The organism is Maritalea myrionectae DSM 19524 (assembly GCF_000423365.1).
GTDB lineage: Bacteria > Pseudomonadota > Alphaproteobacteria > Rhizobiales > Devosiaceae > Maritalea > Maritalea myrionectae.
On record NZ_AUHV01000006.1, the window covers coordinates 1 to 19,189 of the forward strand.

The window sequence follows — 19,189 nt, forward strand, 5'->3', positions numbered from 1 at the left end:
GGCGAAGTGATGGCTGCCCTGGCGAACACCAATTTGACGGTGCGGATGGAAGGCGATTATCAAGGTGCCTTCTTGCAGTTGAAAAATGACACCAACCGGGTGGGTGATCGGTTGACCGAAGTGGTCAAGCAATTGCGCACAACCTCGCGGGCGCTGAAAACAGCCACAGGCGAGATCCTTTCTGGTGCCAATGATCTTTCAGACCGGACCACACGTCAGGCCGCAACGATTGAAGAAACCTCGGCTGCAATGGAACAGCTGGCCACTACAGTTTTGGAAAACGCCAAAGAAGCTGAAGAAGCCTCCGGTATTGCCGATCGTGTGCGCACGACAGCAGAAGAAGGCGGCGATGTTATGCGCCAGGCCAATGAGGCCATGGAGCGGATTACCAGTTCGTCGAACAAGATCTCCAATATTATCGGCATGATCGACGACATTGCCTTCCAAACCAATCTGTTGGCCTTGAACGCTTCGGTTGAAGCTGCACGGGCTGGTGAAGCGGGTAAAGGCTTTGCGGTTGTGGCGGTTGAAGTGCGGCGCTTGGCCCAATCGGCGGCAGAAGCTTCAAATGAAGTGAAAGCCTTGATTGAACAATCGGTCACTGAAGTTGATGGTGGGTCCAAGCTTGTGGCGCAAGCTGCCAAGAGCCTTGAGGCAATGTTGGAGGCTGCGCGCTCCAACAACACCATTATGGTGTCGATTGCGGATAAGAGTAAGTCTCAGGCCTCTTCAATTGAGCAGATTAACCAAGCGGTTCGCGACATGGATGAGACCACCCAGCACAATGCGGCTTTGGTGGAAGAAACCAATGCGGCGATTGAGCAAACCGAAAGCCAGGCCAACGAGCTCGACAATATTGTCGATGTATTCGTGACTGACGATGGTGGGCGTCCGCGTCAACCAATCGGCGTGAATGGCCAGCCGCCAGAGGAGCAACCGAAACACGCATTCGGGCAGGTCAAAGAATTGCAGGCGAAAGCGAAATCGGCGGCGCGACAATTCCTTTCCCGCGGCAGTGCGGCGGTGAAAAATGAAGATGAATGGTCTGAATTCTAGGCCCTTTCAACAATAATTTGAAGTTTTACGGCGCCTACGGGCGCCGTATTTGTATTAAAACTACATAATCTTATCGTTAAGTATGATTTTACTTCCCGGGTCTAATATTCAGCGTATGAAATCGGGGGAAGGTACGGTGGTGCCTTAGATAAGAATGAACAAACGCTTTCAATTGAAAAAGCCAAGCTTTAGCGGCTTTAAACTCACAACCTCAATCGCATTGTTGGTGGTGGTGAGTATTGCGGTGTCGATTATGGCCGTTGCTGCCGCAATCTATCTGCAAATGTCGTCGGATACCTATCGGGAAGCGCAACGCAACCAAATGGTTGATATGTCGGTTGCTTTGTCGATCTTTGAAGTTCAGTTGCCTGGCACAAATGTGATTTGGTCAGAAGATGGCAATTTGGAAGCTGTTGAGACGCGTCGTATGCCGCGCTTGCGCACTGACGATCTCGTCGACGCGGTTTCGCGTTTGACCGAAGGCGAGATGTCGCTGTTCCGTTGGAATGAAGAAACGGCGCAATTTGAACAGTTCACAACAACTTTGGAATTGCCCGATGGCACCCGCGATAAAGAGCGGGTGATCGATGAAGGGCACCCCTTGTACGATCAAATGCTTGCTGGCGAACGGTTTGAGGGTCAAGTTGACCTGTTTGGCAAGCGGCACTTCAGTGCTTATCAGCCTATTCTGAACCAAAACAAGGAAGGCGTTGCCGGCATCCTGTTTGTGGCGACACCGACCAGTGTGGCCGATAAGACGGTCACTTCATTGTTGCAGACCATCATGATTGTGGCGTTGGTGACATTGGCGGTGGCGTCCGTGGTCGCCGCGATTGCTGCTAAATTATTGATGCGCCCCGTGCCGCGGATTTCGGCTGCCATGACCGAGATTGCCAATGGCAATTTCGAATATGAAGTGCCCTATCTGCACAACAAAAATGAATTGGGTGACATGGCGCGTGCCGTTGATGTGTTCCGCGCCAATGGCGAACGCGTCAATGAAATGACGGAAGAAGAGAAAGAAGCCTCGAAACGGCGCGCGATCGAACGCTCGGCGATGATGAGTGAGCTCCAAAGCGCTTTTGGCGCAGTGGTGGACGCTGCTTCGCAAGGTGACTTCTCCCAACGGGTGAACGCTGAATTCCCTGATGACGAACTGAATACACTGGCACATGGCGTAAACAGCCTTGTGGAAACGGTGGATCGTGGTGTTACCGAGACTGGTGAAGTGTTGTCGGCTCTGGCAAATGCAGATTTGACCCGGCGGATGGAAGGTAATTATCAAGGTGCATTCTTGCAGCTTAAAAATGACGCCAACGCCGTGGGTGAAAAACTGGGTAATGTGGTGCGGCAATTGCGCGACACCTCGCGTGAGTTGAAACACGCAACAGGCGATATTTTGTCTGGCGCCAACGACCTGTCAGAGCGGACCACCAAGCAAGCCGCCGCGATTGAAGAAACATCTGCCGCGACTGAACAATTGGCAGATACGGTCAATCAAAACACCAAACGGGCGCAAACAGCTCAAAGCACGGCCCAAGACGCACGACGCGTTGCGGAGACCGGCGGTGAGGTTATGAACGAAGCCAACCAGGCCATGGAGCGGATTACAACGTCATCGAATAAGATTTCCAATATCATTGGGATGATTGATGACATCGCGTTCCAAACCAACCTGTTGGCCCTGAACGCATCCGTTGAAGCTGCGCGCGCTGGTGAAGCGGGTAAAGGCTTTGCCGTTGTGGCGGTTGAGGTGCGGCGTTTGGCACAGTCGGCCGCAGAAGCTTCAAATGAAGTGAAGGCACTGATTGAACAGTCTGTCACCGAAGTGGATGGCGGGTCAAAGCTCGTGGCGCAAGCTTCGGAAAACCTTGAGGGCATTGTGAGTTCAGTGCGCGGGGTGACCGAACTGATGAACGAGATTGCTCAAGAAAGTCAGGAGCAGGCCACAGCGATTAATGAGATTTCGCAGTCCATTCGTGAAATGGATGAGATGACACAGCATAATGCTGCGTTGGTGGAAGAGACCAATGCTGCCATTGATCAAACAGAGGCCCAAGCGTCTGAGCTGGATCGCGTGGTCGAGCAATTCAAGGTTGAGCCCGGACAAGCTGCTGCGCACTTCAATGAAGCAGCGGCAGACCAACAGATGGCAGACTTGGAAGAAACGCCAAAGCGGGCGGCGCCACCGCAAGCGGCGAAGGCTTACTTGTCTGGAGGCAATCAAGCGGTTGCTGAAGACACTGAGTGGCAAGAATTCTAAGTAGACTGAAATAACCAATTGAATAGGCGCCTCAGGGCGCCTATTTTTTTGTGCCGATTGATAACCAATTTATTACCAATTCACCGTATTTTGGCAATAATAGCAATCGGGGGTATTCAAATGGTTCGGTCAATTGTGCAGAAAGTGCGGTCTAAATTGCAGTTTAGGCTGCCATCCGTGCGGTCGACAAAGATTTCGACACGCATAGTCTTTAGTACTGCATTGAGCGCTTTAACAATCGCGCTGATTGGCGTGATGTTTTTTGTATCGGAACAGCAAAAAGCCTCGACTATTCTAGAAGAGCGGAATTTTAGCCAAGCGCAGAACACCGCGCAGATCTTTGGCTTGGATGTGCTTCAGGTCCGTCGGTTCCAAAAAGATTATATTGCTAATGATAGCGATGAAAATGCGCAGATGACGCGCGACCAGATTGCCGCAGCGCAAACGCGTTTGGCAGATTTGCGCACCTCGCTTGGCCAAGAGGAGATCGCGGGCAGCTTCAATGTAGTTGAAGATTCCCTGACCAAATATGCCAGCCTTTTTGATTTGCTGGTGGAGACGTCCGCTGAAATCTCGATCAATCAGGAAGAGAGCTTTTTGAACAGCTTCCGCGCAACGGCGAAAGATGTGTCCAAGGACGTTGGCAGCCTGAAGAGTGACAGCACAGAGTTGGCTTTTTCCGAAATGCGCAATTACGAGCGCGAATTTTTGCTGTTTGGCGGTGCACGGAATATTATGGGCGTGGACAAGCAGATCAAGCGTGTCACACGTGCGGCTGGCAAGGCCGGTGCGGAACCCACTTTCCAATTTGAAATCGCCGATAAGCTTGAAGTCTACAATGTTGCGTTTGACGAATATGCGGGCGCGAAAGAGCGGCACAACGCGTTGAGTGCGGAAATGGATGCTCTTTACGACACCATCGCTGGTGAGCTTGAGAAAATCATCATGTTTGCGATGGAAAAAGGCCAGGAGGCGCGCACTAGTCTGGCAACCATGACTGAGCAAACCAAGATCTTTATGTTCAGCACCATCGCGATTGCGTTTGCGGCCATCACGATTTTGGGCTTTGTCATTGGGCGGTCCATCACCAAGCCATTGAACCGGATTACTGGGGTTATGGGGCAAATTGCCAATGGTGAATATGGAGCCGAAGTGCCGTTCACCCAGCGTAAGAACGAACTGGGTGAGATGGCGCGTGCGGTTGAGGTCTTCCGGAACAATGGCCTTAGGGTCAATGAAATGACGGAAGAGGAAAAGGAAGCCGCCAAACAGCGCACCATTGAGCGCGCAGCCATGATGAGCGAACTGCAAAGCGCGTTTGGGCAAGTGGTTGACGCGGCGATTGATGGTGACTTTACCCAGCGGGTAGAGGCGACATTCCCGGATGAAGAACTCAATCGATTGGCGGAAGGGGTCAATAGCCTTGTGGAGACGGTTGATCGTGGTTTGCAAGAGACAGGTTCTGTGTTGTCTGCGATGGCAAATACCGATCTGTCACATCGTGTTGAGGGCGACTATCGCGGATCCTTCTTGCAACTGAAAAACGATACAAATGCCGTGGGTGAAAAACTGAGCCAGGTGATTGGCCAGTTGCGGTCCACCTCGCGCGGGTTGAAAGTGGCGACCGGTGAGATCTTGTCCGGTGCGAATGATTTGTCAGAACGGACGACAAAACAAGCCGCGGCTATTGAAGAAACTTCGGCGGCGACTGAGCAATTGGCCAACACGGTGAATGATAATACGGAACGGGCGCAACAGGCGCGCACCTCTGCACTTGAGGCCCGTCAGGTCGCCGAAAAAGGTGGCGAGGTTATGCACTCGGCCAACGATGCCATGGCGCGCATTACCGCATCGTCAAATAAGATTTCAGATATTATCGGCATGATCGACGATATTGCCTTCCAAACCAATCTGCTGGCGTTGAATGCATCTGTTGAGGCCGCACGTGCGGGCGAAGCAGGCAAGGGCTTTGCGGTGGTGGCCGTTGAAGTGCGGCGCTTGGCGCAATCTGCTGCTGAGGCATCGAGCGAGGTTAAGACATTGATTGAGCAATCCGTGACGGAAGTGGATGGTGGGTCGAAATTGGTGGCACAGGCATCAGAAAATCTCGAGGGTATCGTCAATTCTGTGCGCGGCATGACAGGTTTGATGGATGAAATTGCCAGCCAAAGCCAAGAACAATCATCCGCAATCAATGAGATTTCACAATCGATCCGTGAAATGGATGAAATGACCCAGCACAATGCGGCGTTGGTGGAAGAGACCAATGCTGCCATTGATCAAACGGAGGCCCAAGCCTCGCAACTTGATAAGATTGTTGATCAGTTTGTTATTGAACGTAGCGATGCGTCGGCGTTTGATGAAGTGCAGGCGGACCGCGCGATGCTAACGGCGCAGCCATCGCCGGAAAAACGCACGCAGACGGCAAAGGCCTATATGCGCGAAGGCAATGTCGCGGTGGACCATGATTCTGACTGGCAGGAGTTCTAGGGCGGAGCAACGAGTGTGCTCTCACTTGCCATCTAATTTATTACTATAAATTGCCAATAATGCCGTCGCTTTTATTTCCTTATCTGGGCAAAAGCGGCGGTATTTGCATTTATTGTTGCATCTTTCGATGTTGTTGGCGCGCGTCATGGATCAAAAGCAGTAAAAAGAGCAACTTTTTTCAACAGAGCAGCTTTTCACGCGAAGTGCTTTGTTGTATTTGTCGCGGGCTAGGGAGCTTTGGGAGAAGCTGGATCCGTATGATCCAAAGGGTAGTATATTGAGCAAAAAATCGGTTTGGTCGCACATGACAAGAAAAAACAAGATCTTACGGTCTGGTGCAGCCAAGTAAAAGAGAAGTTAGCTCAATATGATTTGTTTGCCACCGGCACGACCGGACAGGCAATTATCGACGCCACACAATTGCCGATAACGCTTTTGAAAAGCGGGCCATTGGGTGGTGATGCTCAATTGGGCGCCATGATTGTCGAGGGAGAGCTTGATGGTCTGGTTTTTTTCATTGATCCCCTAACCGCAATGCCGCACGATGTTGACGTGAAAGCGTTAATCCGTTTGGCCACATTGTATGATGTGCCTTTCGCGTGCAACAAAGCGACGGCAGATGCGGTGCTGACATTGTTCTAATTGCTATGTTTGGCTCGGTTGACCGAACCAGCCATAGATGTGCAACTAGGCAGAATAAACTCCGACAAGAGGGGAATTACGGGGTGCAAAAAGACAACATGATTGAGGTGCGTCATGTCTCCAAAAGTTTTGGAGGCTTGAAGGCCGTAAATGATTGTTCGCTCACGGTGGCTAAAGGCTCGATCACAGGGCTAATCGGGCCAAATGGTGCAGGTAAATCCACGCTGTTTAATATGGTCGCGGGCAACCTGAAGCCAACCGAGGGCGAGATCATTTTTGACGGTGAAAACGTCACCGGGCTAAAGCCGTATCAGCTTTACCAAAAAGGGATGTTGCGTACATTTCAAATTGCGCATGAATTTTCACACATGACCGCGTTGGAAAACCTGATGGTTGCCGGGGCCGATCAGCCAGGGGAATCCTTATTCCAAAGCTGGTTTAATCCAAAGCATGTGGCTGAATTTGATCATGAAATTCGCAAGATGGCCGAAGATGTGATCGATTTTTTGAAGCTGGGCCATGTGCGCAATGAACTGGCGGGCAACTTGTCTGGCGGGCAAAAGAAGCTTTTGGAGTTGGGCCGGACGATGATGACCGATGCCAAAGCTGTACTGCTTGATGAAGTGGCTGCGGGCGTGAACCGCACCTTGCTCAAGGATTTGGCGGCCAATATTCAGCGCATGAACAAAGAGCTAGGCTATACGTTCTTTGTGATTGAGCACGATATGGATCTGATCGCGGAGCTATGTGATCCCGTGATTGTGATGGCGCAGGGTACGGTGATCGCCGAAGGGCCAATGGAGGAAATCCGGGCTAATCCTGAAATCATTGAGGCTTATTTCGGCACCGCTGTGGAGGCTGTATCGTGAGTTTGTTGGAAGTAAAAGATGTGCATGGCGGCTATGGCGGTGCACCGATTTTGAATGGCGTCAACATGTCCATCGATAAAGAAGATGTGGGCGTGATTGTAGGGCCAAACGGGGCCGGTAAGTCGACAACTTTGAAGGCCATTTTTGGCCTGTTGGAAGTGACCGACGGTTCAATTCTGCTTGAGGGCACTGAAGTGGCAAATATGCAGGCAGATAAATTGGTGCCAATGGGCCTTGGTTTTGTGCCGCAGGAATTTAATGTGTTCACCTCCATGTCTGTTCATGAGAATTTGGAGATGGGCGCGTATATTCGCCGAGACGATTTTTCAGACACAATCGCTTCGATCTACGACATGTTTCCGCCACTCAAAGAAAAGCGCAAGCAAAATGCGGGCGAGCTTTCAGGCGGGCAGCGGCAAATGGTGGCCATGGGCCGGGCGTTGATGAGCCAGCCAAAATTGCTGTTGTTGGATGAACCATCAGCCGGGCTTAGTCCACGCTATATGATGGAAATCTTTGAAACGGTCGTAAACATCAATCAGGCCGGTGTTGGCATTTTGATGGTGGAGCAAAATGCGCGGCAAGCTCTTGAGTTTGCCTCCAAAGGTTTTGTTTTGGCGAATGGTAAAAATCGGTTCACAGGAACTGGACGGGAACTGCTTGACGACCCAGAAGTCGCACGCAGCTTCCTTGGCGGCTAACGGGGGACGTAGACGCTATGATGAACGAACTCATCTTTTTCTTTAATAAGGTTATTGTGTCTGGCGCAGTATTGGGCAGCGTTTATGCGCTCGGTGCGGTCGGCATTACCTTGATTTTTGGCATCTTGCGGTTTGCGCACTTTGCGCATGGTGACATGATGACCATGGGGGCATTTGTGGCCTTCGTGCTGGCCTCGATCGCCAGCGCTTTGGGCATTTCAACCTTCTGGCCAACCGGCTTTATCGTGTTGCCCTTTGCCATGGTGATCACCGCAGGTTTGGCGCTTGGGATTGACCGCACATTCTATCAACCCTTGCGGGCCAAAGGGGTGAAACCCGTTACGCTATTGATTGCTTCAATCGGTGTGACCCTAATGATCCAAGGCTTGATCCGCCTGTTTGGTGGGGTTCAAACCCGCAGTTTCTTCGAAAATGAGAGCAAACAATTGTTCCGCTTCGATGTGTCCTGGTTGGGTGCATCGCGCACGGTCAATGTGTCAGAACCGCAGCTCTTGTTGATCGCTGTGACGGTGATTGCAGTGGTCGCGTTGCATTTCTTCCTCACCCGTTCGCGGTTGGGCAAAGGCATGCGGGCGATGGCTGACAATCCAAGCCTGGCGCTTGTGTCAGGCATCAACACCAACCAAGTGGTTCGGGCCACCTGGATTATCGCGGGCAGCTTGGCCGCAATGGCGGGTACCATGCTGGCGCTTGATGTGATCTTGAAGCCTGACTTGGCCTTTAACATTGTGTTGCCGATTTTTGCGGCGGCAATTGTTGGCGGCTTGGGGCAAGCCTATGGCGCCATTGCCGGTGGTTTGATCATCGGCTTTGCTGAAACCATGTCCGTGTTTAACTGGGCGATCATGTTGCGCCCCTTCCGGGATAATTTGCCTGAATGGGTGCCGAATGACCTTTCCATTGTGCCAACCGAATATAAACTTACCGTCGCGTTCGTGATCTTGGTGGTTGTGTTGCTGGTGCGTCCAACGGGTATCTTTAAAGGAGTCTCATCATGATGCGTCGCGATGCAATGCTGTTTTTGGCCCTGGGCGTTTTCCTCTTGGCCATCGCTGTTTGGCAGCAAATTCCAACGACTTTGTTTATGTTGGTCACCGCCTCGGCTTATGCGCTAATTGCGTTGGGGCTTAACGTGCAATGGGGCTATGCCGGTCTATTTAACTTCGGTGTGATGGGCTTTTTGATGGTTGGCGGCGTTGCCGTGACCTTCGTTTCCTATCCGATCAACGAAGCGTTCTGGGCGTCCGATGGGCCGTTCATGCTGTTTAAGGCCCTTCTGGCGGCGATATTTGGCGGGGTGCTGGTTTATCTGGCCACCAATTCACAACGGTTCGGCATTAAAGGTAAATTACGCACCTTTTTGATCGTGGTGTCTTGGGCCACAGCCTATATCGTTTATCGCTCACAGATCGATCCGGCTGCCCGCTTGATTGAGGATGAGGCGGGCTTTATTGGCGGCCTTGGCCTGCCAGTTGTCTTGGGCTGGTTGTTTGGCGGCGTTTTGGCCGGGGCAATCGCTTATATCGTCGGCCGGATTTGCTTGGGCCTGCGCACAGACTATCTGGCGATTGCGACCATCGGGATTTCCGAAATTATCCGGGCCTTGGTGAAAAACATGGATTGGTTCACACGGGGCACGCTTACTGTGTCGCCGCTGCCTTGGCCGACACCTTCGCCGGCCGATATTGTGGCGAGCGGGCTTGAAGATGCCACCATGTCCACTGTGTTGGCACGGGTTGGGTTCTTGTCTTTGACCGTTCTCATGATTGCGGTGATCTTTTACTTTTTGCAAAAGGCCTATGAAGGCCCTTGGGGACGCATGATGCGTGCCATTCGAGACAATAATGTTTCGGCAACGGCAATCGGTAAAAACGTGACCAAGCGTGAGCTTGAGGTGTTTATCCTTGGTTCAATCCTGATGGGCATTGGCGGCGCGATCTTGGCGTCATTCTCACAAATCTTGGACCCTAGTGGCTATCAACCGATCAACCATACTTTCATTGTTTGGGTGATGATCATCGTTGGTGGTGCGGGCAACAATTATGGTGCCTTGTTTGGCGGCGTGTTCATCTACATTGTGTGGACCGTTTCTGAACCCGCATCGGTGCTGCTGTTTGGCTATATTTCCGATTTCTCTGAAGGGGCTGGCATTGGTGCTATTCCGAACATTGAATCGCGTGCGTTGCAAATGCGCGTGTTCGTGTTGGGTTTGGTGATTACCTTCGCCCTACGTTATTTCCCACAAGGGGTCATTCCGGAACGGATACGGACAGAGAAATAAGTAGTCTGCTTATACTGACAAGTTAAAAGACGCCGCCTTTATCGAGGCGGCGTTTTTTTTTGAGTACGATGGATACGGTCAATTGAGTGGGACAAAAGCTATAATATCGATGGCGCCCCATATCCATTCGTCAGCACTACTGCATCAAAAGGGATGGATCTTATCGGCGAATGTCCTGACGCCTATTTTTGCGCGATGCACCAGATGGATTGATAAGATTCCCCATCGGCCCCTTCGCCACCCGCGCCGTCCTTGAGGGCAAAAAGCTGCCAGGGTGCGGATGCTTTGAACTTTTGTTCCAGCATTTCGGGAGTGGGTAGATTGTAATAGCGTCCAAGCTTGTCACGACCAGCGCCTTCTCCGACTTTGAAACTCGCCCAGAGATGCCCGTCTGGTTTTAGAGCGCGATGGGCTTTTTCAATGATATCCGACAAGCTCTCCCACGGGGCGTGCAGTAAGCACATATTGGCCCAGATGGCATCATATGCCGCTTCGTCGTCCAGCTCGTCGAAACGCATCACTTTTACGGGGGCTCCGAAATTTCGTTCGGCCTCGGCGGCAAGTGCCGGGTTGCCTTCGGTTGCGGTTACCTCAAAGCCATTATCGCGCATATGGCGCGCTTCCAGCCCGGCCCCACAACCCAGCTCAAGGATGTGGCTGCCCGGTGGGAGGGTGGCGATGAACTTGCTTAATGTCTCGGAAGGCTTCGTGCGCCGATGCGCGTACTGCTTTGCATTTTCAGCATAGAAGGCGAAAGTCTTTGGATCGTAGCTCATAATCGCACCCATAAATTACGCAGAAAGGGATCGTAGGGTGCAGGTATGATTTGCGCAATAAAAAACCCGACGCCGAAGCGTCGGGTTCAATACTAATGCTGTTGTGGGGTTGGCTTACTTAAGTGGGCCAACTTCAACAAACACACCATCTTTAATGGTCATTTCTACGATGGCACCTGATACGTCACCAGCTTCGTCGAACTCGTGGTCGCCGCCAGCGCCTTCATAGTTGATTTCTTTGCCGTCAGCGATCAGCTGCTTGGCTTTATCCCATTCGCCAGGAAGGATCACTTCACCAGGAGCTGTTGCTACTGAACGAAGGGCTTCGTTTACGCCTTCACGGTCTGTGTTGCCTTTTTGCTCGAAAGCAAGAGCCAACAAGAACGCAGCGTCATAGGCTTGTGGGCCGAATGAAGCGATTGGGTCCAGACCAGCGTCTGTTGCCAATTTTTCATAAACGGCTGTACCCTCAGTTTCCAAGCGACCTTGGCGAGATGCCAACATGCCTTCAACTGCAGATGGGTCAATACCAGTTACCAACGCATCAGCAACCATGCCGTCACCACCGAAGTAGGTTACAAAGTCACCTGCTTCAATCGCTTGGCGCAGAATGGTTTGGCCTGAGCCAGATGCATAAGCAAGGATGATCAGGTTTTGTGAGCCGCTAGCTGCCAAAGAACCCAATTCAGCACGGTAGTCTGATTTGCCTTCTTCGTGAGCTTCAGAGATCATCACATCGCCGCCGCCTGCTTCGTAGGCGTTAGACAGGGCATCAGCAAAGCCTTTGCCGTAGTCGTTGTTCACGTAAGTGATGGCAATGTCGTTGATGCCTTTGTCGAGCAACATGCGGGCAACAACTTCACCTTGGTAGGCATCAGATGGGCCAACACGGAACAGCAAGTCATTGTCTTCAACTGTTGTTACAGCAGGTGAAGAGGCAGATGGTGAAACCATCACAACGCCAGCAGGAATAGCAGCGGTGTTTGCTGCTGAAATGGTGGCGCCTGAGCACATCGCACCAACGATTGCATGAACGCCATCGGCGTTGATCAAACGGTCAGCGGCTGTTGCGGCTGCAGTGGCGTCGGCACAAGTCGAGTCACCAATGGTGAACGTTGCTTCGCCGCCCAAAATGCCGCCTTGCTCATTTACATGCTGCAAAGCCAATTTGGCTGCATCACCGATTGGTGGAGCCAATGTTTCAAGTGGACCGGTATACCCCAGAAGAATACCGATGTTTACGTCTTCAGCCACAGCCGGTGTTGCAACGCTAAGTGCGGCGGCTGCTGTGAGTGCAAGTTTAAGATGACGCATAATTTCCCTCTAATTTGTACATCTTTCATCAACGGATAAAACGAACTTTTTCCCAGCTCTTTATTAGGTCTTATCCGCCTTATGGCCGAGGTCGTTTTCCTCCCTCGTTGCGCCAACAATAACGATTTTTTAATAAGAGTCACCAGCTTTTGTCGCAATAATCAGCAAAAGGTTGCGAATAGTGTTAATTTCAATTGCAACAAAAATGGTTACAAATTGAGTGGGTTACAGGCAATCTACCGCGATTATTGCGTTGGGTTGCTTGGTCGACTATTCGACCGGTCGGGATTGATTTGTCAGGGTAAAATGGTCACATTGGCCGTAAATTTGGGCGAGATAAGGCACAATATATGCGCAATTTAGTGGCGGCGATGATCATCGTTTTGGGCAGCTTTGGCGCGCAAGGTGCGTTTGCCCAATCTGGCGCAGATGCTGAGTTGATCTATGAAGGGTGCCGGGGTGAAGTGGTCACCATCGCTGATTTACAATGGCCGTCCGCCAGTATTTTGGCGCATATTCATCAGCAACTTTTTCGGTCCGAGTTTAATTGTGATGCGCAGGTGGTGCAAAGTGATTTAGCCAATGTGGCAGCCACGATTGATGCGGCACAGGAACCCAAAATTGTGCCCGAGCTTTGGGTCAATCGCGTGGCGGGCCAATGGAATAAGCTGGGTGAAGCGCAGCGGGCTTTTATGGCCGCGTCTAGTTTTGATGCAACCACCTTGGAAGGGTGGTTTGTGCCCAGCAAAGTGGTCGCTGATTTTCCGCAACTTGGGGCGGCTGAAAAACTGGCTGACATGCCCGGGCTTTATGAACGCGACAAGATCCGCTTTATCACGTGTCCGGAAAAGTGGGCGTGTCATGTGCTGAATGATAATTTGATCCGTGCGTTCGGCCTTCAGAATGTGTTTGAGGTGGTGGTGCCGCAATCCCGTTTTGAAATGGACCAAATGATCGGTCAGATTATCTCTGCGCGTGAACCGGCAGTGTTTTATTATTGGCAGCCCAACGCCGTGTTGCACCAGTTTGACTTCGCGGCGCTCTCTTTGGGTGACTATGTTGCGGATGCCTATCCCTGCCTTGCACAATCCAACTGCGGTACGCCCAAAAGAAGTGATTTTCCAAGCGAGCAAATCGGCCTTGTCGCCGCCAGCGATGTGCGGGCTGATATGCCCGAATTGTTGGGCTATTTGCGTCGCGCTACCATGCCCATAGCGGTCATGAATGAATTGTTGGCGGTTCAGGAACGGCAAGCCTTTACAGCGCAACAAACGGCTACACATTTTATTGAAGCGTTTCCAGAGACGTGGCAGGCGTGGGTAAGTGCGCCATAGTTTTTCGCTTTAGTTGAAACTGTGTTCACAAAAAAACTGACTAAAGGTTGTCGGTAGAAACACTTGGCAGGCGGTATTGAAATCGAAATATCCGCCGGCAAACGCGGTGTTGGCTTTGTCCTTCATTTGGCGTTGTTTAAGTAAATATCGGAATTTTCCTTAGTTCTCCGCCATTTGACCGGGTGGTTGGGGCTGGTTATGCTCAATCTAAAAATTGCAGAAAAGTCGGGAGAACTAGGTATGCAAAAGTTTAAATTGGCATTGGCGACCGTGTTTGTCGCTTTGGGTGCGACGGGTGGCGCGATGGCGGCCGAGTGTGGCACGGACCGCAAAATTGATATTGCCGAGATGAATTGGCCGTCAGCGGCAGCGCTGGCGCACATCCATGCCACCATTTTGGAAGAGGGCTATGGCTGTAATGTGGAGCTGGTTGCGGGGGATTCCGTACCTACATCTGCGTCTATGCTGTCGAAAGGTCGTCCGGCCATTGCCCCTGAATTGTGGATCGGCACGGTGCAAGACCAGTGGAAAAAGGGCCTCGAGGAAGGTGCCGTGAAGGATGCGGGCCTTGCCATTTCAGACGGTGCAGTTGAAGGCTGGTGGATTCCCGCCTATGTGGCGGCAGAAAATCCGGGCCTGAAACGGGTTGAAGATTTGCCTGAATATGCCGAATTGTTCGCCGATCCTGACGATCCGGATCAGGGCCGTTTTTACTCCTGCCCTCCAGGCTGGGGTTGCGAAATCGCCAATGCGGCTTTGTTTGAGGCCTATGACCTGGAAGAAAGCTTCAATCTGTTCTCACCCGGTTCCGGTGGCAATCTGGATGCCTCCATCGTGCGCGCCTTTGAGCGTGAAGAGCCGATCGTATTTTACTATTGGGGCCCCACGGCCATTATGGGCAAATATGACATGGTGCAGCTCGAAATGCCTGAGCATGACCCGGAAATCTGGGCCTGTAATGTTGAGTCTAGCTGCGAAGACAAAGGCAAAAGCGCTTTCCCCACACCGCCTGTGACGGTGGGTACTGCGGCATGGCTTGCTGAAGAAGCCCCTGTGGTTTTTGACTATTTGAGCGAAGTGGCGCTTAACAATGTTCAGATCTCCAAAATGTTGAATTGGGGCGCAGAGAACAAAGCTGGCGCTGAAGAAACAGCCGAACATTTCTTGAAAACAGAAGAAGATGTATGGACCCAATGGGTGCCAGCAGATGTGGCTGAAAAAGTGAAAGCTGCCCTTTAGTGGGCTACCGATAAAGCATTGAAAGTGGCCGGGTGATTAGGTTCACCTGGCCATTTTTGCATAAAGGGATCAGGGCGATGTTCGAGTTTTTCTTCAGCGGTGAATTTCCAGAATTTATCAATACGCGGCCTTTGCGGTTTTGGGTGGATGATGGGCTGAACTGGGTGGTGCGCAATTGGGGTGGCGCGTTCGAGGATGCCGCCTATCCTTTGCTGGTGATGCTCAATAGTATTGAGGACGGGCTGTTGATGGTGCCCTGGTGGTTGATCATTCTGGCTTTTGCCGCTCTGGCTTATGGGGCAACCCGCAGCAAGGCCCTGCCGATCATTGTGGTGGTGGGGCTTGTGTTTATGGGGCTGATGGAGCTTTGGGAAGACAGCGTGGAAACCATGGCGCTAATGATCTCCGCCACGGTGACCGCCATTGTCTTTTCGATACCTCTGGGCATTGTGATGGCGCGCTCAGAAATTGTGCAGCGCATTGTCACGCCGATTTTGGATTTGATGCAGACCATGCCCAGCTTTGTTTATCTGATCCCCACGGTGATGATTTTTGGTCCCGGCAAAATTCCGGCGCTTCTGGCCACCATTGTTTATGCGGCGCCACCGCTGGTGCGCCTGACCAATTTGGGCATTCGGCAGGTGGAGCCGAGTGTGATGGAAGCCGCGCAGGCCTTTGGGGCCTCGCCGCGGCAACGGCTGTTCGGGGTGCAGATCCCGCTGGCCTTGCCCACCATATTGGCCGGGGTGAACCAGACGACCATGATGGCGCTGGCCATGGTGGTGATTGCCTCCATGATTGGGGCGGGGGGCCTTGGCTATCAGGTGCTGCAGGGCATTGGTCGGTTGGAAGTCAGTCGTGGTGTGTTTGCCGGGCTGGGCATTGTGGTGCTGGCGATTATTTTTGACCGGATCACGCAGGCCTATGGCAAGCAATTGCAGGAGCAGATCGGGCTGGCAGGAGATCGCTCATGAGCCATCAATATAAAATTGAAATGCGCGGCGTGACCAAGATTTTCGGGCCCGAACCGCAGGCGGTGTTGGAAAAGCTGCAGGCCGGGGAGTCCAAGGACAAGTTGCAGGCGGAAACCGGCCATGTGATTGGCCTGAACGATGTAAGTTTGCAGGTGGCACCGGGCAAATTGCATGTGGTGATGGGGCTTTCGGGGTCCGGTAAATCCACCCTGATCCGGCATGTGAACCGACTGATTGATCCAACCTCAGGGGAAATCTTTGTTGATGGGCAGAATGTGCTGGAGATGAGCCTTGATGAGTTGCGCACCTTCCGGCGCACGCAAATTGCCATGGTTTTCCAAAGGTTCGGCCTCCTGCCGCACCGCTCGGTGCTGGACAATGTGGCCTATGGCTTGGAAATTCGCGGGATCGACAAAAAAGAGCGGAAAGAGATTGCAGAAAAATGGGTCGCCACTGTGGGGCTTGAGGGCTATGAAAAGTCGCGCCCGCACCAATTGTCCGGTGGCCAGCAACAGCGCGTAGGGCTGGCTCGCGCTTTGGCCATGGATGTTGATATTTTGCTGATGGATGAGGCCTTTTCGGCGCTCGATCCGCTGATCCGCTCTGGCATGCAGGATGAGTTGCTGGCACTGCAAAAAGAGCTGAACAAGACCATATTGTTCATCACCCATGATTTTGACGAAGCCCTTAAAATTGGCGATCAGGTGACGGTGCTGCAGGATGGGGCGGTGATCCAGTCCGGGCGGCCGGAAGAAGTGGTGCTCAACCCGGCCAACGCGCATGTGGAAGACTTCGTGCGGGATGTGAACCGAGCGCGCGCCATCCATGTGCACACCATTATGGAGCGCGGCGACTTTGGCACGAGCGGCGCCACTGTATCAGCAAATGCCCGTTGCGAAGACGTGCTGCCGCTTTTTGCCGAGCATGACTGGGTGGGCGTCACCAATGCGAATGACAAGGTGATCGGCAAGGTGACTGCCAAACAAGTGATCAAGGCTCTGGCCCGCCATAGTGGCGTATCGGGGTGATTTAGCCGCTATGCGTTGACAATGTGCGGGCGACGGCATCTTGCCAGCCCGCATATTTTTGGGTGGCCCAGTCTGCGCTTTGCTGTGGGGTGAATTGCTGGTCCAGTTCCCATTTCGCCATCATATCTTGAGGTGGGGGGCAAAGACCCACATGAAGCCCGGCGAGATAGGCAGCGCCTTTGGCGGTGGTTTCCAGATTAGTGGGGCGGTCAACGGGCACTTGGCAAATATCGGCCAAAAATTGCATGGTCATATTTGATGCGGTCATGCCGCCATCCACCCGCAACCGGCTCACATCATCGCCAAAATCTGCATTCATGGCGGTGATCAAGTCGCGGGTTTGGTAGCCCACGGATTCCAGCGCAGCCCTAGCCAATTCGCGCGGGCCAGAATTGCGGGTCAGGCCAAAAATGGCCCCCCGGGCATCGCTGTCCCAATAGGGCGCGCCCAGCCCCACAAAGCCGGGTACCAAATAAACAGATTGGGTGTTGTCAGCTTTTGCTGCCAGATCATTCACCTGCGCTGCACTTTCGATGATGCCCAAGCCATCGCGCAGCCATTGCACGGTGGCACCTGCCATATAGATGGAGCCTTCCAGCGCGTATGTTGGTTTTCCGTCAAGCTGATAGCAAAGGGTGGAAAGCAGGCGATTGGATGAGGCGAGGGGCTTGTCGCCGACATTCATCATGGCAAAGCACCCGGTGCCATAGGTGGATTTGATCATGCCCTTTTCAAAGCAGGCTTGGCCGATGGTGGCCGCATGTTGGTCGCCAGCAACACCTGTTATGGGAATAGCGGCGCCAAACAGGTCTTTGTCGCACTGGCCAAAATCGGCGGCACAATCGCGCACCTCGGGCAGGAGAGCGGCGGGGATATCGAGCAAATCGAGTAAATCCTGATCCCACTCGCCTTTATGGATATTATATAACAGGGTGCGCGAGGCATTGGTGGCGTCGGTTGTGTGCGATGCACCTCCGGTGAGCTTGTAGATCAACCAGCTATCGATGGTGCCGATGGCCAATTCGCCCTTTGCAGCGCGGTCGCGTGCACCCTCCACATTGTCCAGCAGCCATTTGGCCTTGGTGGCCGAAAAATAAGGGTCAAGCAGCAGCCCGGTTTTGGCGGTGACTGTTTCTTCATGACCCGCTTTTTTTAACGCGGCACAATAGTCGGCGGTGCGTCGATCCTGCCAAACGATGGCCTTGTGGAGCGGTTCACCGCTGTTGCGATCCCACAAGGTGATGGTTTCACGTTGGTTGGTGATGCCGATGGCGGCAATATCATCGGCGGCAAGATTTGCTTTTTTGAGTGCGCCCTTGATCGTGGTGACCACGGTCTGCCAGATTTCATGGGCGTCATGTTCCACCCAGCCATCTTGGGGGAAGAATTGTTGAAACTCTGTTTGGTCGCTGGCGATGGGAATCAGGTTTTCGCCATAAATAATAGCGCGGGTGGATGTCGTACCTTGATCGATGGCCAGTAAATATTTTTTATCTTGTATAGACATGTACGCCCTCCCACTGAGATTTTTACTGAAGAATTTCAATCATCTGGTCTAAAATTTCAAGGCGGGTCACGTAAATTGGGTCCACTTATCCCATTTGATAAATTATTTCTTCAATCTGCCCTGTTTTGGTTTCAGATGTGCTTGCCATGGGCCTTTTGCGCCGCCTATAAACCTTGAGACCTGCATGTTGATCTATGCGGTCGAGATGAAAGGACGATAGGATGGACATTAAAACCATCAATGAGAAGGTGAGTGTATCACCGCAAATTTCGCCCAATGACTTGCCTGCCCTCAAAGAAGCGGGTTTTAAAACCATTATCAATAATCGCCCAGATGGCGAAGCCCCGGACCAACCGGCTGGCGCATTGATTGAAGAAGAAGCGAAAAAGCTAGGGTTAAACTATGTTTCGATCCCTATGGGTCGAGATGGTGTTTCCGCAGAGATGATTGCGGCGACACGAGATGCGCTGGCCAATGACGGCAAAGTGTTTGCTTATTGCCGCTCAGGCACCCGGTCCACCACGCTATGGGCGCTAAGCCAAGCGGGTGAACAGCCTGCGGATGACATCATCAAAGCTGCAGCCAATGCGGGCTATGATGTATCTCATCTAGCGGCTCATTTGAGCCAGTAATTCCCCACGCAAGCTAGCTTTGTGCGTTGTGGCGCACGGGCTTGGCTTTTATGTTCAACACT

16 protein-coding genes are annotated in these 19,189 nt (G+C 52.3%); 13 read left to right on the forward strand and 3 right to left on the reverse strand.

The window, feature by feature from the left end; all coding sequences use genetic code 11:
* The 8 genes from G549_RS20810 to G549_RS0116645 all read left to right on the forward strand — a co-directional run.
* Positions 1-1,056: methyl-accepting chemotaxis protein (locus tag G549_RS20810; RefSeq protein ID WP_036223381.1), on the forward strand; the 1,056-nt coding region annotated here is incomplete at its 5' end.
* Between the two features lie 154 nt (positions 1,057-1,210).
* Entirely contained in the window at positions 1,211-3,319 is a 2,109-nt protein-coding gene (locus tag G549_RS20815; protein WP_051214041.1) for a methyl-accepting chemotaxis protein, read from the forward strand.
* 222 nt (positions 3,320-3,541) lie between these two features.
* Positions 3,542-5,809, forward strand: a complete 2,268-nt coding sequence (locus tag G549_RS21555; RefSeq protein WP_246778394.1) for a methyl-accepting chemotaxis protein — start codon at positions 3,542-3,544, stop codon at positions 5,807-5,809.
* A 276-nt stretch (positions 5,810-6,085) separates the two neighbouring features.
* On the forward strand, positions 6,086-6,451 hold the full coding sequence (locus tag G549_RS0116625; protein ID WP_027835966.1) for a methylglyoxal synthase: 366 nt from the start codon (positions 6,086-6,088) through the stop codon (positions 6,449-6,451).
* A 98-nt stretch (positions 6,452-6,549) separates the two neighbouring features.
* Positions 6,550-7,320 (forward strand): ABC transporter ATP-binding protein, encoded by a 771-nt coding sequence (locus G549_RS0116630; RefSeq protein WP_027835967.1) that lies wholly within the window; start codon positions 6,550-6,552, stop codon positions 7,318-7,320.
* Complete coding sequence (locus tag G549_RS0116635; protein ID WP_027835968.1) at positions 7,317-8,021, forward strand: ABC transporter ATP-binding protein; 705 nt, start codon at positions 7,317-7,319, stop codon at positions 8,019-8,021. The genes G549_RS0116630 and G549_RS0116635 overlap by 4 nt, the downstream gene beginning before the upstream one ends.
* A gap of 17 nt (positions 8,022-8,038) precedes the next feature.
* A complete protein-coding gene (locus tag G549_RS0116640; protein WP_245985785.1) occupies positions 8,039-9,040 on the forward strand; it encodes a branched-chain amino acid ABC transporter permease in 1,002 nt (333 codons plus the stop codon).
* Positions 9,037-10,323 carry a branched-chain amino acid ABC transporter permease gene (locus G549_RS0116645; protein WP_027835970.1) on the forward strand — a complete coding sequence of 429 codons (1,287 nt, stop codon included), beginning with the start codon at positions 9,037-9,039 and terminating at the stop codon, positions 10,321-10,323. The genes G549_RS0116640 and G549_RS0116645 overlap by 4 nt, the downstream gene beginning before the upstream one ends.
* Before the next feature lie 182 nt (positions 10,324-10,505).
* Here the strand turns inward: G549_RS0116645 and G549_RS0116650 are convergent, their stop codons facing one another.
* Positions 10,506-11,099: a class I SAM-dependent methyltransferase gene (locus tag G549_RS0116650; protein WP_036223384.1), complete on the reverse strand. Its 594-nt coding sequence runs from the start codon at positions 11,097-11,099 to the stop codon at positions 10,506-10,508.
* Positions 11,100-11,213: 114 nt separating this feature from the next.
* A complete protein-coding gene (locus G549_RS0116655; protein WP_027835972.1) occupies positions 11,214-12,413 on the reverse strand; it encodes an ABC transporter substrate-binding protein in 1,200 nt (399 codons plus the stop codon).
* Positions 12,414-12,763: 350 nt separating this feature from the next.
* Here G549_RS0116655 and G549_RS0116665 point away from each other — a divergent pair, with 350 nt between their 5' ends.
* From G549_RS0116665 to G549_RS0116685, 4 genes are all read left to right on the forward strand, one after another.
* Positions 12,764-13,747 (forward strand): glycine betaine ABC transporter substrate-binding protein, encoded by a 984-nt coding sequence (locus G549_RS0116665; protein ID WP_027835974.1) that lies wholly within the window; start codon positions 12,764-12,766, stop codon positions 13,745-13,747.
* Between the two features lie 240 nt (positions 13,748-13,987).
* Positions 13,988-14,986, forward strand: coding sequence for an ABC transporter substrate-binding protein (locus G549_RS0116675; RefSeq protein WP_036223457.1), 999 nt, complete (start codon positions 13,988-13,990; stop codon positions 14,984-14,986).
* A gap of 77 nt (positions 14,987-15,063) precedes the next feature.
* Positions 15,064-15,960: an ABC transporter permease gene (locus tag G549_RS0116680; RefSeq protein WP_027835976.1), complete on the forward strand. Its 897-nt coding sequence runs from the start codon at positions 15,064-15,066 to the stop codon at positions 15,958-15,960.
* Positions 15,957-16,988 (forward strand): quaternary amine ABC transporter ATP-binding protein, encoded by a 1,032-nt coding sequence (locus G549_RS0116685; protein ID WP_027835977.1) that lies wholly within the window; start codon positions 15,957-15,959, stop codon positions 16,986-16,988. The genes G549_RS0116680 and G549_RS0116685 overlap by 4 nt, the downstream gene beginning before the upstream one ends.
* Before the next feature lies 1 nt (position 16,989).
* Here the strand turns inward: G549_RS0116685 and glpK are convergent, their stop codons facing one another.
* Positions 16,990-18,495, reverse strand: a complete 1,506-nt coding sequence (gene glpK / locus G549_RS0116690) for a glycerol kinase GlpK (protein WP_027835978.1) — start codon at positions 18,493-18,495, stop codon at positions 16,990-16,992.
* 221 nt (positions 18,496-18,716) lie between these two features.
* Here glpK and G549_RS0116695 point away from each other — a divergent pair, with 221 nt between their 5' ends.
* Positions 18,717-19,127, forward strand: a complete 411-nt coding sequence (locus tag G549_RS0116695; RefSeq protein ID WP_027835979.1) for a protein tyrosine phosphatase family protein — start codon at positions 18,717-18,719, stop codon at positions 19,125-19,127.
* The last annotated feature ends 62 nt before the right edge of the window (positions 19,128-19,189 follow it).